The sequence below is a fragment of the Acinetobacter sp. MD2 genome (assembly GCF_035615575.1).
Classification (GTDB): Bacteria; Pseudomonadota; Gammaproteobacteria; order Pseudomonadales; family Moraxellaceae; genus Acinetobacter.
Genome location: NZ_VTDK01000004.1, coordinates 11,855 through 26,827, shown reverse-complemented (window position 1 = coordinate 26,827; position 14,973 = coordinate 11,855). Strand labels below are relative to the sequence as shown.

Annotated in this window: 14 protein-coding genes; 5 read left to right on the top strand and 9 right to left on the bottom strand. The window is 41.6% G+C overall.

The window, feature by feature from the left end:
- Window positions 1-8 precede the first annotated feature (8 nt).
- The 3 genes from FXN70_RS06725 (at window position 9) to rsfS (ending at window position 2,161) form a co-directional block, all read left to right on the top strand.
- Window positions 9-869, top strand: coding sequence for an NAD(P)-dependent oxidoreductase (locus tag FXN70_RS06725; protein WP_324646706.1), 861 nt, complete (start codon window positions 9-11; stop codon window positions 867-869).
- A gap of 25 nt (window positions 870-894) precedes the next feature.
- On the top strand, window positions 895-1,683 hold the full coding sequence (locus tag FXN70_RS06720) for a hydroxypyruvate isomerase family protein (RefSeq protein WP_324646705.1): 789 nt from the start codon (window positions 895-897) through the stop codon (window positions 1,681-1,683).
- 79 nt (window positions 1,684-1,762) lie between these two features.
- Window positions 1,763-2,161 (top strand): ribosome silencing factor, encoded by a 399-nt coding sequence (gene rsfS, locus FXN70_RS06715; protein WP_324646704.1) that lies wholly within the window; start codon window positions 1,763-1,765, stop codon window positions 2,159-2,161.
- Between the two features lie 72 nt (window positions 2,162-2,233).
- On the opposite strand, the gene FXN70_RS06710 is transcribed toward rsfS, so the two are convergent.
- The 6 genes from FXN70_RS06710 to FXN70_RS06685 form a co-directional block, all read right to left on the bottom strand.
- Window positions 2,234-4,354 carry a TonB-dependent siderophore receptor gene (locus FXN70_RS06710; protein WP_324646703.1) on the bottom strand — a complete coding sequence of 707 codons (2,121 nt, stop codon included), beginning with the start codon at window positions 4,352-4,354 and terminating at the stop codon, window positions 2,234-2,236.
- A 248-nt stretch (window positions 4,355-4,602) separates the two neighbouring features.
- A complete protein-coding gene (locus FXN70_RS06705) occupies window positions 4,603-5,217 on the bottom strand; it encodes a cold shock domain-containing protein (protein WP_324646966.1) in 615 nt (204 codons plus the stop codon).
- Between the two features lie 60 nt (window positions 5,218-5,277).
- Window positions 5,278-5,535 carry a hypothetical protein gene (locus tag FXN70_RS06700; protein ID WP_324646702.1) on the bottom strand — a complete coding sequence of 86 codons (258 nt, stop codon included), beginning with the start codon at window positions 5,533-5,535 and terminating at the stop codon, window positions 5,278-5,280.
- Window positions 5,519-6,973 (bottom strand): NAD(P)(+) transhydrogenase (Re/Si-specific) subunit beta, encoded by a 1,455-nt coding sequence (locus tag FXN70_RS06695; protein WP_324646701.1) that lies wholly within the window; start codon window positions 6,971-6,973, stop codon window positions 5,519-5,521. Before FXN70_RS06695 ends, FXN70_RS06700 begins: the two co-directional genes overlap by 17 nt.
- Before the next feature lie 12 nt (window positions 6,974-6,985).
- The gene (locus FXN70_RS06690) at window positions 6,986-7,300 is read right to left on the bottom strand and encodes a proton-translocating transhydrogenase family protein (protein ID WP_324646700.1); all 315 of its coding nucleotides are present in this window, start codon (window positions 7,298-7,300) and stop codon (window positions 6,986-6,988) included.
- An 11-nt stretch (window positions 7,301-7,311) separates the two neighbouring features.
- Window positions 7,312-8,439, bottom strand: a complete 1,128-nt coding sequence (locus tag FXN70_RS06685) for a Re/Si-specific NAD(P)(+) transhydrogenase subunit alpha (protein WP_324646699.1) — start codon at window positions 8,437-8,439, stop codon at window positions 7,312-7,314.
- Between the two features lie 211 nt (window positions 8,440-8,650).
- Here FXN70_RS06685 and FXN70_RS06680 point away from each other — a divergent pair, with 211 nt between their 5' ends.
- Window positions 8,651-9,580: a DMT family transporter gene (locus FXN70_RS06680; protein WP_324646965.1), complete on the top strand. Its 930-nt coding sequence runs from the start codon at window positions 8,651-8,653 to the stop codon at window positions 9,578-9,580.
- A gap of 36 nt (window positions 9,581-9,616) precedes the next feature.
- Here FXN70_RS06680 and FXN70_RS06675 read toward each other — a convergent pair whose 3' ends face one another.
- Window positions 9,617-10,264: a hypothetical protein gene (locus tag FXN70_RS06675; RefSeq protein ID WP_324646698.1), complete on the bottom strand. Its 648-nt coding sequence runs from the start codon at window positions 10,262-10,264 to the stop codon at window positions 9,617-9,619.
- 208 nt (window positions 10,265-10,472) lie between these two features.
- Here FXN70_RS06675 and greB point away from each other — a divergent pair, with 208 nt between their 5' ends.
- On the top strand, window positions 10,473-10,961 hold the full coding sequence (gene greB, locus FXN70_RS06670) for a transcription elongation factor GreB (RefSeq protein WP_324646697.1): 489 nt from the start codon (window positions 10,473-10,475) through the stop codon (window positions 10,959-10,961).
- 41 nt (window positions 10,962-11,002) lie between these two features.
- Here greB and gcvT read toward each other — a convergent pair whose 3' ends face one another.
- Together gcvT and gcvP are read right to left on the bottom strand one after the other, a co-directional pair.
- Window positions 11,003-12,118: a glycine cleavage system aminomethyltransferase GcvT gene (gcvT, locus tag FXN70_RS06665; RefSeq protein ID WP_324646696.1), complete on the bottom strand. Its 1,116-nt coding sequence runs from the start codon at window positions 12,116-12,118 to the stop codon at window positions 11,003-11,005.
- Complete coding sequence (gene gcvP, locus FXN70_RS06660) at window positions 12,119-14,968, bottom strand: aminomethyl-transferring glycine dehydrogenase (RefSeq protein WP_324646695.1); 2,850 nt, start codon at window positions 14,966-14,968, stop codon at window positions 12,119-12,121. It lies immediately after the preceding gene.
- Between the last annotated feature and the right edge of the window lie 5 nt (window positions 14,969-14,973).

Below are 14,973 nucleotides of genomic sequence, written 5' to 3'. Positions count from 1 at the left end.
GGTGAATTATGAGTGCTGTAGAAAAAATTGCATTTTTAGGGATGGGGCTAATGGGCAGCCGTATGGCAGCACGCTTACTTCATGCAGGTTTCGAGGTTGCGGTTTGGAACCGTACGCCAACCGCATGTGATGTGCTGAAAAGCCAAGGGGCAACACTTCTAAACCTAAATGAAATTGCAAATTATCCCATTGTTTTACTCTGCCTTGCCGATGATGCTGCGGTAAATGCGGTTTTTGCACAAATTGAACCTTTTTTAAATGCAGGACAAATCATCATTGATTTTTCAAGCCTTTCGGTAGAGGCCACACTTCGCCTTGCACATTCAGCACAACAAAAACAAGTCACATGGATTGACTCGCCTGTTTCAGGTGGCATAACAGGTGCAGAACAAGGCAATTTAGTGGTATTTGCAGGAGGAGATGAACAAAAAATTGCAGCACTAGCGCCAATTTATAAAACACTGGCACAACGTATTACGGTTATGGGCAGCACAGGTACAGGACAAGCCACCAAAATTTGTAATCAACTTATTGTTGCTGCAACCAGTACCCTCATTGCCGAAGCAGTCGCACTTGCAACTCAAGCCGACGTGAATTTAGAGCGCTTTGCACCAGCACTTGCAAATGGTTTTGCTGACTCAAAACCCTTTCAAATTTTAGCACCACGCATGGCAACGCAATGTTTTGAACCGATTCAGTGGAAAGTCCAGACCTTAAGCAAAGACTTAAATAATGCGATTAAACTAGCACAGCAACAACAGCTCAAGCTACCTGTTGCAAACTGTGCATTACAACAATTACTTGAACATCAACATTCAGGCTATGCCACACAAGACCTATCTACATTCATTCAACATATAAAACCATAATTTTCAGTCATACAGGAGAATAACAATGATTCAACTGGCTGTTAATCTGTCCATGATTTTTACTGAAGTCCCATTAATTGAACGCTTTGCCTTAGCTCGAAAACATGGTTTTGACCATGTTGAAATTCAGTTCCCTTACGAACTCAGTATTGAACAAATTCGTGAACAACTTGAGCGTTATCGATTAAATTTATGCTTAATTAATTTACCTGTAGGCGATTTAATGCAAGGTGGTGTTGGTTTAGCGGGCATTCCCGGTCGCGAGCGGGAATTTTATCAAGCCTTACAGCTTTGTCTACGCTATGCCAGCATGTTACATGTGCCAAATGTCAATATCTTGGCTGGGAAACAACCCCTTGATGCCGACTTACTCCCCTGTTTAAAAACCTTTGCAAGTAACTTAAAGCTTGCAACCCATGCCTTAAGTGATTATCACATTCAGCCTTTAATTGAGATGATTAATGGCACAGACATGCCACGCTTTTTAATCCAAAATATTGCACAGGCGCAAGATATTTTAGAAGCAGTACGTCACCCTGCACTTAAATTACAATTTGACTGCTACCACATGGCGATGATGGGCGAAGATATTTTAGAAAGCTTACAAGAAAATATGACACAAATTGGGCACATTCAATTTGCCGATTTCCCAAACCGACACGAACCCAATACAGGTGACTTAAACTACAACCGAATTTTTGAATGGCTTAAACATTCAAACTACACGGGTTTTACCTCAGCCGAATATCGCCCGAGTGGGCATTCAGAATACAGCTTTGCGTGGAAACAACAATTTTTCGACCATATTGAATAATTCTTATGCAGGCAATTGAATTTTTCGCCTAAAAAGACTATATTAGATGATGAGTAATTGTCTGGAAAATTAACTTTTTATGAATTTAGAACCATCGCCCAGCGCTTCTAATTCGCACGAAATCGCTATGAACACAACCGATAAGCACAATGTAAAAGCTTGCTTAGTTGCTGTTCACGAAGCCCTTACAGATGTAAAAGCAAAAGATATTCTTGAAATTGATGTAAGCAATGTGAGCAATGTTGCAGATGCCATTGTGATTGCATGCGGTACATCAACTCGTCACGTTAAAGCCCTTGCAGATAACGTTGCTGATGAAGCACGTAAAGCAGGCTTTCGCCCAATTGGTGTTGAAGGTGAACGCGATGCCGAATGGATTCTGATTGATCTCGGCTATGTTGTGGTACACGTAATGCTCCCAACTGCCCGTAAGTTTTATGACTTAGAAAGCTTATGGCGTGCAGCATCAGTTGCATAACAAATAAAAAAGCGATTCTATTGAATCGCTTTTTTGTTACATGAAAGCAACTTGTTTTCATGTTAACTGCATTTAGAACTGATAACTTAAATTAAAATTCACTTGTCGCTCATCACCTAAAGCAACAAACAAGGTATTGCCACCCGCATAGTAGTCTTTATTTAAAAGATTTTTGGCGTTAATACTGGCTTGCCATGTTTTAGCTTGATAACCAATTTGTGCATCAAACAAACCATACCCAGCAATACGATAATTCTGCGCCATGGTGGTGTTATTAAAATAAGCTGTTTTTGCTGATTCGCTACGAACCCCCCCGCCGATAAACCATCCATCAAGTGCACCTTGGCTAAAGTTATATCGCGTTGTGAGATTAAAAGCCTGCTTTGAGACATTTCTTAAGCGTTTTCCAATACGTGAAGCTGTTTCATCCGATGTTACTTTCGCTGTTGGCGTATAGGTGTAATTACTCGAAACAAGCCAATTTGGTGTGACTTTAGCTGTCAGTTCGGTCTCAAAGCCTTGCGTGTTCTCCTCACCTGTTTGATATTTGTCGCCATTTGAGTCGGCAGAAATAACATTGAAGCGAGTTAAATCAAACCAAACTAAACTTCCTTGCACCCGCTGATCAGGCGACTGCAACTTAAAACCAACTTCAAACTGTTTGGCTTTTTCTGGATCAAATAAAGCAATCGTACCCGTTGTTGAGTTTACATCGGTTGTTGGAATGAATGATGTTGAATAACTGACGTAAGGTGCGATCATCTCATTGATGTTATACAATGCAGAAACTGAACCGGTAAATGCATGATTACTTTGGTTATCGCTACTATCTACGGCATTACTCACTGCTTTAACCTGTGCCCAATCATGACGCACACCTAAATTAAGGTTCAAATGATCAGTCACATCAATTTGGTCTTTAACATATACGCCTAGCGTTTTTAACGTTGCTTCAACACTATCAGCTTTACGTAAAGTTTTAGTTGCACAGAATGTTTGACCATAGACAGGCGTATAGAGATTCAAATTACCAATGGAACAAGTATAGTTCCAAACATCACGTGTATCGTGCATTGCATCAACACCAAGCATCAGATGATGCTGCATGCCTGCAAGGTTAAATACTTTTGCAAAATTATTATCTAGACTAAAATTCTGATCTTGATAATGCTGATCACGCCCCGAACGAGTAATCGTGGCACTGTTCGCAGATGTGCTATTAATAAACACCGCTTGACCATTTAAACGAGATTTTTGCGCACCGAAATTTTGTTGAAAAACCCAATCACTATCAAAAGTATGCTTAAAATTATAACCAAAATGATAGATGTCTGATTGATATGGCTTAGCGGTATTGTCCCCAATAAATAAATGACGATTGAGAGAACCATTGACATTATTCAGTATGCTGCCATACAAAGGTAGACCTTGCTGACGCATGTATTCTTTATGGCTATAACTTGTAATAATAGATAAATCGGTTTTTTCACCTAAGTCAAAATTATACGAGGGCGAGATATAGAAGTTTTTAAAATAAATAGAATCAGTTGCATCATTCTGATCGGAATACGTCGCATTTAAACGCCATGCAGCTTTATTTGAGTCACTAATAGTATGATTAAAATCTACTCCTACCTGACGTAAATCATGAGAACCATAACGTACACTAACGTCATTGAAATTGTCATTCACTGGACGTTTGGTCACCAAGTTAACAATACCACCTGGTGCAGTTTGACCAAAATGCATTGAATCAGGCCCTTTGACGACCTCAATCCGCGCTAATCCAGTAATGTCATTCGATGCATCTGATGCTTGTGTCTGACGTAGTCCATCGACATAAATTGCATTCGATGAATCTTGTCCACGAATCATAAAATCATCCGAACCACGGCGACCTAAAGGTGCAGCAATGACACCTGCGACGCCTTGAATCGCATCATTTAGACTCATGGCTTGCTTTTGTTCAATTTGCTTTTGTGTTACAACAGAAATCGATTTTGCCGTTTTGAATAACGATTGTTCTGACTTTAAACTTTGGGTTGTTGTTGCAATTTCAGTATTTTTCTCGATATTTTTTTGTACAGAAACATTAATTGTCGGCAAAGTCGTATCATCTGCAAAAACGGGGTGCATAAGTGCAAATAATGCGATCGCTAGGCTTGTTTTGACATAAAAATGGGGCTTTTTCATGATTTGTTAAAAATTTGTTAAATGATCTAAATATTAAGCCAATTAATAATCTTTCTCAATAAGAAGTTTTGAAATATTTTTATAAAATCATACACTTAATTAAATAACTAACTATGTAAAACTACTAATTATTATAGGTAAAACCAATTAAAAAACAGAATGGATAAAGCCAATTTAATTACATCAATAAAGGAGCTACCAGCCCCTCATCAAAATTATGACTAAAATTAGAAAACTAAATGCACAGCTTACCAGCGACTGTCATTTTCACAAGCATCTCCGTCACCATCTCCATCCATTTTTGTTCCTGGACAATTCCGTACAAACCAATCGGCTTCAGCTTTTGAGTTCATTTGCGAACAATGTATTCGTCCATCACATTTAAAATCTGAGGTTGTAGGTGTGATAGCAACTGTATTTGCCACTTTTAAATTCTGTGTTGTTACGGGTTGCTCAGCTAAATTTTTACGATGTAAATATTGCTGTACTTGTCCACCAATAAAATAAGCTGACCCAAGAATCATAATGACAACAAACATCCATGAAAATAAAGGAAAAGAAGCTTGTGACTTTCTTTCCTTTATCCCTTTTTTCCATGTGGGTGCAGAAATCACTTCATGCTGCAATATGCTTTTATCACTTGAATGATCTAAACGAATAATGTGTATTGCTCGCGTTTTATTCTGTTCTTGCTTAATTTGAAAACTTAATTTTTCACCAATTTGTGGTAACTGCGCTGATGGAAAATCTTTGATGTGATAGAACAAATCTTTTCCATCATCCAAGGCAATAAAGCCGAACCCACGTTCTTGATTATACGTTTTAATTTTCCCATACTGACGCAATTGACACCCCTTATTCATCAAACATACTGTTTTAAGTTGATTTTTATTTAAAATAAAACTCTCGCAAGCTCAAATCATTTAAATTATTTTCAACAGCTTAGCTATATTATTATATTCATCATATAAATTAAAAGAATTTCCAATCGCCTTTAATAAAATCCAATTTTCTTGTTTTAATTGTGGGATCCAAATTGGCGCATAATATTGGTTTTTAGCAAACATTAAAACGTGCTGTACTTTTGCTTTAAACAATTGCTGCTCATTCAGCTCTAGCGCAACAAAAAACCACCCGAAGGTGGTTTCTTTAAATTGAAGTAGATTAATGACCATTGCCATTAATGGCTTTGGTCATATCTTCCACCACTTTTTTGGCATCACCAAAAATCATCATGGTTTTTTCGTTATAGAACAGATCATTATCCAAACCTGCATAACCTGTCGCCATTGAGCGTTTGATCACCATAATCGTCCGTGCTTTATGTGCTTCCAAAATTGGCATCCCGTAAATTGGAGAGCTTGGATCATCTTTGGCAGCCGGATTGACTACGTCATTGGCTCCAATCACCAGCACCACATCGGTCGCAGGAAAGTCTGAGTTAATCTCATCCATTTCCAAAATATCTTCATAAGGCACATCAGCTTCAGCAAGCAAAACGTTCATATGACCTGGCATACGACCAGCAACTGGGTGAATCGCAAAACGTACAGTAACACCCTGTTCTTTTAATAGATTCGCTAATTCTTTAACCGCATTTTGTGCACGACCTTGCGCCATACCATAACCGGGTACAATCACCACGCTGTCTGCATTTGACATCAAGAAGCCTGCGTCATCTGCTGAACCTGAACGATGGTTACGTTGCACTTGTTCGCCTTTGGCTGCACCTGCAACCGCAGCACCGCCCATGGCACCACCAAACAAAACATTGATGATGTTACGGTTCATCGCCTTACACATAATGTAAGATAGAATTGCGCCCGATGAACCTACCAAAGAGCCAGCAACAATCAACATATTGTTTTCTAAAGTAAAACCAATTCCAGCTGCCGCCCAACCCGAAAATGAGTTTAAGAGTGACACCACCACTGGCATATCACCACCACCCACTGGCGCAATCCACACCCATCCGAAAGCAAGTGCCAGAATCGCCATTGCACAAAATGCAGTCATATTACCTGTCGAGAAGAAGTAAAAACCACAAGACAGCATTGCAATAAATATGATGGCCTGAACTGGTTTCACCCAAGCCCCTGAAATGGTTTTTGCCCATTTCTTCGCAGCCAATTTACCATAAGCAAAGACAGATGCAGTAAAGGTAATCGCACCCACAAAGCATCCAACAAACAGTTCAAATAAATGAACTGAGCTCATATGTGCATGCTGAACGCCAGCAGTAGTCAACGCCGCTTCGTTTTGCTCAAAAAGAACATTGAGTTGGTTATTATGCAAAATTGCAGCAATGGCAATCAAAACAGCAGCCAAACCTACCAAAGAGTGCATGAGTGCAACAGTTTCAGGCATTTGCGTCATTGGAACAGTACGGGCACGCACGATCCCCACAATTGCCCCTAATGCCATCGCCCCAACAATCATCCACACCACAGGATGATCAGCAACAAAGAAGGTGGTCAATACCGCAATCGCCATACCGATCATGCCATAACGGTTACCCGAAATCGCAGTTTTAGGGCCAGACAAGCCACGAAGCGTCATAATAAACAGGACAGCACCTACAAGGTAGAACCACTCTGCATTCGCTCGAATAAATTCCATGTTTTCGTCCTCTTATTTTTTTTGCTTCGGCTTAAACATTTCTAGCATGCGCGCAGTGACCGCAAAACCACCAAAAATGTTAATACTCGCCAAGAACACCGCAACTGCACCTAATACACTCACGACATTAATGGTTTGAAAGTCCACACTACCCTCAACACCAATCATGGGAAGACCGATCGTTTGGATCATCGCACCCACAATAATGATTGAAGACAACGCATTGGTCACCGCCATCAATGGCGTATGCAACGCAGGTGTTACTCCCCATACCACGTAATAACCTACGAAGATGGCAAGGACGAAAATTGTAATCGTTTCAACCATGAGTATTCTCCTTAACCACGTTTCAGCAGTACTTGACCGCCATGAGTGACCAATAGGGCTTTTTGAATTTCATCAATTGGATTAATTTGGAAATTCTTATCTGCATCAAATAATGTTTCAACAAAATTGAAAACATTGCGTGCATAAAGTGCTGACGCTTCTGTCGATAATGTCGATGGAATATTTGGCACACCCAAAATCTTCACGCCATTTTCAGTAAAAACGGTTTCGCCCACTTTTGAGCCTTCAACGTTACCGCCTGTTTCGACCGCCATGTCTAAAATGACCGAACCCGGTTTCATTTTGGCAACCGTTGTCGCATTAATGAGACGTGGTGCATTACGACCTGGCAATAATGCAGTGGTAATTACGATATCGGCATTTGAAACTGCTTTATCAACAATCGCAGCTTGGTCTTTGATGTATTGTTCGCCCGGTGTCCAGCCATAGCCGTTTTTGGCGGCTTCATCAGCACGAGCTTGTTCTTCAGGCGACATTGGAACATCTAACCACTTACCCCCAAGTGACTCGACTTGCTCTTTGGCTGTTGGACGAAGATCCGTTGCCTCAACCACTGCACCTAAACGTTTTGCTGTTGCAATCGCTTGAAGACCCGCAACACCAACACCCATAATCACAACACGCGCAGGTTTTACAGTCCCCGCAGCCGTCATGAGCATCGGGAACATACGCTGGTATTCATTTGCAGCGAGTAATACGGATTTGTATCCAGCCAAGTTGGCTTGAGATGAAAGTACATCCATATTCTGTGCACGCGACAAAGTCCGTGGTAACAGTTCTAACGCAAATGCAGACACGTTTTGATTCGCAAATGTATCTAGATCAGGATTACGATAAGGATCAAACATCGCCACAACGGTGGTATTGGCTGAAAGCTTTTGAATTTCGTCACCTTCTGGTGCACGAACTTTCAAAATCAATTGACTACCTTGGTAGGCATCATCCGTAATAGTGGCACCCACTTGTTCATAAGCACTGTCGATGTAAGCTGCTCTTAGACCTGCGCCACGTTCAATCATAACCTGATGACCCGCGCTCACCCATTTTTTGACTGTCTCAGGTGTTGCAGCAACGCGTGTTTCACCTATTATCGTTTCTGCTGGGATTCCGATCTGCATACCCGTCCCTCCTCAATATATGGAAAAAAACCACCTTCCCCGCAAGGCTTTTCACTTTGCCGATGTTTTAACCGATTCTAGTCAAGATACATTCAATTGCCATACATCATTTATTTAATAAATAGTACAAGCATGGCATTTTTTATTTAGAAGCGACTTTAAAAACATGAAATAATATGCTTCTTTTTTGCAAAACTGCTGTGTTTGAATGATGAAAATTGTGCTTTCTAAAACCCAAATCGGCTCTTTATGTGCACTTTTTTCTGCCTTTTTATTTAGCTCAAAAGCCATTTTTATTAAACAAGCCTATGCCTTATCTGACGAAGTCAATGCTACCGTTTTAATGGCCTTACGCATGGGAAGTGCGCTGCCTTTTTTCTTAATCATTGCATGGTATTTTAAACAGCAACGACAACAACCCCTCTGTTATAGAGATATTGCTTTATTGGTTATGGCAGGATTATTGGGATATTACTTTGCCAGTTGGCTTGATTTTGTCGGTTTAATGTACATTAGTGCTTCATTAGAAAGGATTATTTTATTTTTATATCCAACATTAACAGTTTTAGCCTCTAGCGTCATTTATAAACAACGCATACGACTAAAGACCAGTGTTGCTATTTTGCTCAGTTATGGCGGAACAGTAATTGTCTTACTTCAAGAACAAAATCATGCACCATTACAAAGCAATTTTTGGTTAGGGACGAGTTTAGTTTTTGCCAGTGCGGTTGCTTTTGCCTGTTATCTACTGCTCACCCCAAAGCTGATTCGCACCTTTGGCCCTTCTAACTTTACTGGACTGGCTTTAAGTATTGCCTGTATCGGCACATTGGTACATTACTTTTTAGCGACACCACATGCCATCCATTTACTTATAACCTTACCCGCTGGAGTTTGGCTTTATGGCATTGGACTAGGTATTTTTGTGACGGTTTTACCCACATTTTTGCTGATGCAAAGTATTGCCCGTTTAGGTGCAGGACAATCAGCGATGATTGCTGCCATTGGCCCTATTTTAACCATTTTATTGGCAGTTCTATTTTTAAATGAGCATTTAAATGCTTGGCAATGGCTCGGCTGCGTACTCAATATTAGTGGAATATTAATGATTAGTTTAAGTAAAAAGCCGTTAAAACACTAATTTTTACCTGTAAACCAAGCGCCAACACAAACCTATTTAAGATAAATTCATGACTGGGAAATAACGTTGCGGATCATCACGGTATTGATCTGCATTTTCTAGCATCACGTACACAAACTGTAAAATTAAAGGCTGTAAGCGCCGACATGCTTCGCTAAGTTGCTGATGATAAACCTGACTTTGGCTGCGCATCCCTCCAAAAAACACTTGATTCCGATAACAATATAAACGCTCAAACGTCAATTGTAGTCGCAACAAATGATTTTGCTGTATCTCCATCTTTTTTATTTTATCTAAATATGCAGCCCAACTTTCATGATATTCAGCACGAGTAATTTTGCCATGCTGCAAATCCCAATACATCGGATGAGTATGCGCAACGCTGAGCCACTGCTCGAGTGACATCTCGGCTTCTTGCCATAAAACTTGAGTGATTTTATCACTCTGATCTTGCTGATAAAGCTGTGCTAAAAAATAATTCAATGCCGTAATATTTACGCCTTCTGCGGTATCTTGCAAATATAAGGCATTCATTGCCACCCATAAACTCATCAACTGTAAGTCAGGGCTTTCGGCTAAATCATTCGACTTTTTAAGCCAACTTAAACTACGCTCAACCCTTAAACGTAGGTTGGATGGAAGTTGATGGCTTTGCATTTTTAAAATTTCTTCTAATACAAACATAAATTGTTCTACTTTTTATTGTGCCGCAGCCAGATTGAACATAAAAATTGATGCTCTTTCGATTCAAACATAAAAAGATAGCGGCTGCATCATCTTAATGATTCATTTTCGTAAAAATCCCCCTATGGCTTGGGCATTGATCTTTATTGGAATCGGTTATGATAGACAGCGTTAATTTTTGCTTGACCCAAGCTTTGGATTGCACAGCATGCAACGAAAACTCCTCACCCCTGAAGGTTACCAGCGCTTACGCAATGAACTTAATGATTTAGTTCGCGTGGAACGTCCTGAAATTACCAAAATTGTGTCGTGGGCAGCCAGCCTCGGCGATCGGTCAGAAAACGCAGATTACCATTATAATAAGCGTAAGTTACGTGAAATTGACCGTAGAATCAGGTTCTTAAGCAAGCTTTTTGAAGTTGCACAAATGGTCGAATATCATCCACAACAAGATGGAAAAGTGTATTTTGGCGCATGGGTTGAGCTTGAAAATGACGATGGAGAACAGGTCAAATTTCGCATTGTCGGCGATGAAGAAATTTATGGCCAAGCACAGCATATTTCATTACAAGCGCCAATTGCCAAAGCGTGTTTAGGTAAACAAGTGGATGATGAGGTCTTTGTGTACACGCCTATGGGCAAAAAAACGTGGTATATCATTAAAATTGAATATCAACGAAATGAGCCGAAGGTGTAAATCATTCGGCTCATACGTTTTAGCACAGTTGCCGATCACAATTAACCGCGATAATAGCGCTGCGCTACAAATGGCATTTTCGTGACTTGAATAGGCACAAGTTTACCGCGCACTTTGGCAAACAACTTTGTTGCATCAGTCGCATACGCTGTTTCGACACAACCCATTGCAATGGGACTGGCTAAACTTGGCGCGAAACCACCACTGGTGACATAACCAATTACTTGCTCATTTTGGTTTAAAATTTCAGCACCTTCACGCACAGGCATACGGTCGAGTACTTTAAAGCCTACCCGTTTTTTACTTACACCAGTACCCATCTGTTGTTGCACAATATCCGCACCTAAATAGCCGCCAGCACGTATTCCTTCTGCACGGCGGCTTTTTGAGATCGACCAAACAAGGCTTGCTTCGACAGGTGTGGTACTTGCGTTCATATCATGTCCATACAAACATAGACCCGCTTCCAAACGTAAGGAATCGCGTGCGCCCAAACCAATCAACATGACTTCAGGTTCTTCCAGTAAACGACGTGCCAATGTATCAACCTCAGAACTCGCCACAGAAATTTCGTAACCATCTTCGCCTGTGTAACCTGAACGGCTCACAATACATTCAGCAGTACCCAGCATGACTTTCCGAACTTGCATAAAATGCAATTGTGCCACAGCAGGATTTAAACGTGACAATACATCCACCGCTTTTGGCCCTTGTAATGCCAATAATGCGCGTTGTTCAAACTGCGGACTAATCTCGCATTGCCCATGTAAATGCTGTTGTAGATGTGCCAAGTCCTGTTCTTTGCATGCCGCATTCACCACCAAATACAGCTCATCTGCGGCTAAACGGGCAATCATTAAGTCATCTAAAATACCACCTTCGGCATTGGTAAATACGGCATAGCGTTGCATGCCCGTGGGTAAATCAATGACATCCACGGGAACCAGTTGCTCCAACGCCTGCGCAGCGTGTTCACCTTTTAAAAAGATTTGCCCCATGTGAGACACATCAAATAAACCTGCCTGTTCACGGGTGTGCAAATGTTCTTTTAGCACACCTGTATATTGCACAGGCATGTTATAGCCTGCAAAAGGCACTAATTTCGCAGCATGTTCAAGATATAAATTTAGCAAAGGAACATTTTTTAATTCAGACATTTACTCATCCTCATAGGCGCTGATGCTTGGGCAAGCACACACCAAATTGCGGTCACCATATACATTATCCACCCGCCCTACCGCAGGCCAATATTTGTTGGCAAGTAAACTTGGTAATGGATAAACGGCTTGCTGACGGGTGTACGGATGCGTCCATTCACCAGCCAATTCTTCGGCAATATGCGGTGCATTTTTAAGTGGATTGTCGTTGGCATCTAAACGTTGATCGGTCACTTGGGCAATTTCTTCGGCAATTTTCAGCATGGCAGCAATGAAGCGTTCAAGCTCGTACAAACTTTCACTTTCGGTTGGCTCGACCATGAGCGTGCCTGCTACAGGGAATGACATGGTTGGCGCATGAAAACCAAAATCAATTAAACGCTTGGCAATATCATCCACGGTAATGCCACATTGTTCTTTAAAGCCCCGCACATCCAAAATACATTCATGCGCCACCAAACCTTTGTCGCCGCTATACAATACTGGATAAGCCGCGCTTAAACGCTTGGCAATATAGTTGGCATTTAAAATCGCAACTGACGAAGCTTGCTTAAGCCCCTTACCACCCATCATGCGAATATACATCCACGTAATCGGCAAAATACTGGCACTTCCAAACGGCGCTGCACTGACTGCCCCGACACTGCGGTCTAAATGTTGCTGATGCCCCGGCATAAAGGCTTTTAAATGTGCTTTTACACCAATTGGCCCAACACCCGGACCACCACCGCCATGTGGAATACAGAAGGTTTTATGTAAATTTAAATGCGAAACATCTCCACCAAATTGCCCCGGCGCACATAAGCCCACCATCGCATTCATGTTTGCGCCATCAATATAAACCTGTCCGCCATGTGCATGAATCAAATCGCAAATTTCAACCACGGCATGTTCAAATACACCGTGCGTAGAAGGATAGGTAATCATGAGTGCTGCAAGATGGCTGCTGTGTTGTTCAGCTTTGGCTGTTAAATCCGCCACATCGACATTGCCGTTGTCATCACATGCCACAACCACCACTTTCATGCCGGCCATACTTGCGGTTGCAGGGTTGGTCCCATGTGCCGATTGTGGAATTAAACAAATATTACGCTGCCCTTCCCCACGGCTAATATGGTAGTCACGAATGGCCAATAAACCTGCATATTCACCTTGTGAACCTGCATTCGGTTGCAGTGAAATGGCATCGTAGCCTGTTGCCGCACACAGCATTTCTTTTAATTGTGCAATCATTGCAACATAGCCTTGAGCTTGCTCAATCGGCGCAAATGGATGCAACTGACTAAATTCAGGCCACGTAATTGGCAACATTTCACTGGCCGCATTCAATTTCATGGTACATGAACCCAACGGAATCATACTGCGGTCAAGGGCCAAATCTTTATCTGCCAATTGACGCAAATAACGCATCAATTCAGTTTCACTGTGATAACGATTAAACACCGCATGGGTCAAAATCGCACTGTTTCTAAGCAAGTTCTTCGGTAATTGGGTGCTCACTTCCGCACTTAACTTATCGAAACTCGGTAAGCTTTGATCTTTGGCAAACAATGCCCACAATACGACAACTTGTTCAGGCATCGTGGTTTCATCTAAAGAAATCCCGACATGCTGCACATCAATTTCACGCAAGTTAATGCGCTGTTGACGTGCCTGTTGATGCAACGTCGCCGCATCAGTCACTTGAATAGTTAACGTGTCAAAATACGATGAATTTAGGACAGAAACACCGAGTTGTTTCAGACCTTGCGCCAAAATGGCAGTGATAGCATGCACACGCTCGGCAATTTGTTTTAGACCTTTAGGCCCATGGTAAACCGCAAACATACTGGCGATATTGGCAAGCAGTACTTGTGCCGTACAAATATTACTGGTGGCTTTTTCACGGCGGATGTGTTGTTCACGGGTTTGCAGCGCCAAACGTAAGGCAGGTTTGCCTAAACGGTCAACCGATAACCCAACCACACGCCCCGGCATGTCGCGTTTATACGCATCTTTAGTGGCAAAATAAGCGGCATGTGGCCCACCAAATCCCATCGGCACACCAAAACGCTGCGCTGTGCCAATTGCAACATCTGCGCCCCATTCACCCGGTGCTTTTAACATGGTTAAAGCGAGTAAATCGGCAGATACCGCCACCAACGCACCAACACTGTGCGCTTGCTCTACCAATGCAGCATAATCATGCACCGCACCTGTCGAAGCAGGATATTGCAGCAATACCCCAAAAAATGCGTCAAAATTGGAAAGCTCAAATTCATCGCCCACCACAACTTCAATGCCCAGTGGTGCTGCACGGGTGTGTAACACAGCTAAGGTTTGTGGATGACAATGTTTCGAGGCAAAAAATTGCTGTGCGGTTTTATTTTTAGATAAGCGCTTACAAAAGGTCATCGCTTCAGCGCAAGCCGTAGCTTCATCTAACAAAGACGCATTTGAAATGGGCAATGCGGTTAAGTCACTAATGAGCGTTTGAAAATTAAATAAAGCCTCTAAACGCCCCTGTGAAATTTCAGGTTGATACGGCGTATACGCGGTGTACCACGCAGGGTTTTCCAGTAAATTACGCAAAATTGGCGCAGGTGTATGGGTCGGATAATAACCTTGTCCAATATGACTGCTAAAAATTTGATTTTTTTGTGCCAACGCTTTGAGTTCTGCCAAAGCTTGCTCTTCACTCACGCCATCGGTTGCTGCTAAAACATTGCTATTTTTAATCGCATCGGGAATGATATCGGCCAATAAAGCATCTAACTGAGAATAACCCAAGCTTTGTAACATCTGACTTTGTTCAGATTCGGTTGGCCCAATATGACGCTTAACGAAGCTATTTTTTTGATTAAAATTCATGCTCT

Coding starts and splice junctions, on each gene's coding strand:
- FXN70_RS06700 (WP_324646702.1), bottom strand. CDS start 5,535: ATGGCAATGGTCATTAATCTACTTCAATTTAAAGAAACCACCTTCGGG.
- greB (WP_324646697.1), top strand. CDS start 10,473: ATGCAACGAAAACTCCTCACCCCTGAAGGTTACCAGCGCTTACGCAAT.
- FXN70_RS06690 (WP_324646700.1), bottom strand. CDS start 7,300: ATGGTTGAAACGATTACAATTTTCGTCCTTGCCATCTTCGTAGGTTAT.
- gcvT (WP_324646696.1), bottom strand. CDS start 12,118: ATGTCTGAATTAAAAAATGTTCCTTTGCTAAATTTATATCTTGAACAT.
- FXN70_RS06720 (WP_324646705.1), top strand. CDS start 895: ATGATTCAACTGGCTGTTAATCTGTCCATGATTTTTACTGAAGTCCCA.
- FXN70_RS06710 (WP_324646703.1), bottom strand. CDS start 4,354: ATGAAAAAGCCCCATTTTTATGTCAAAACAAGCCTAGCGATCGCATTA.
- gcvP (WP_324646695.1), bottom strand. CDS start 14,968: ATGAATTTTAATCAAAAAAATAGCTTCGTTAAGCGTCATATTGGGCCA.
- FXN70_RS06680 (WP_324646965.1), top strand. CDS start 8,651: ATGAAAATTGTGCTTTCTAAAACCCAAATCGGCTCTTTATGTGCACTT.
- FXN70_RS06685 (WP_324646699.1), bottom strand. CDS start 8,439: ATGCAGATCGGAATCCCAGCAGAAACGATAATAGGTGAAACACGCGTT.
- rsfS (WP_324646704.1), top strand. CDS start 1,763: ATGAATTTAGAACCATCGCCCAGCGCTTCTAATTCGCACGAAATCGCT.
- FXN70_RS06725 (WP_324646706.1), top strand. CDS start 9: ATGAGTGCTGTAGAAAAAATTGCATTTTTAGGGATGGGGCTAATGGGC.
- FXN70_RS06695 (WP_324646701.1), bottom strand. CDS start 6,973: ATGGAATTTATTCGAGCGAATGCAGAGTGGTTCTACCTTGTAGGTGCT.
- FXN70_RS06705 (WP_324646966.1), bottom strand. CDS start 5,217: ATGAATAAGGGGTGTCAATTGCGTCAGTATGGGAAAATTAAAACGTAT.
- FXN70_RS06675 (WP_324646698.1), bottom strand. CDS start 10,264: ATGTTTGTATTAGAAGAAATTTTAAAAATGCAAAGCCATCAACTTCCA.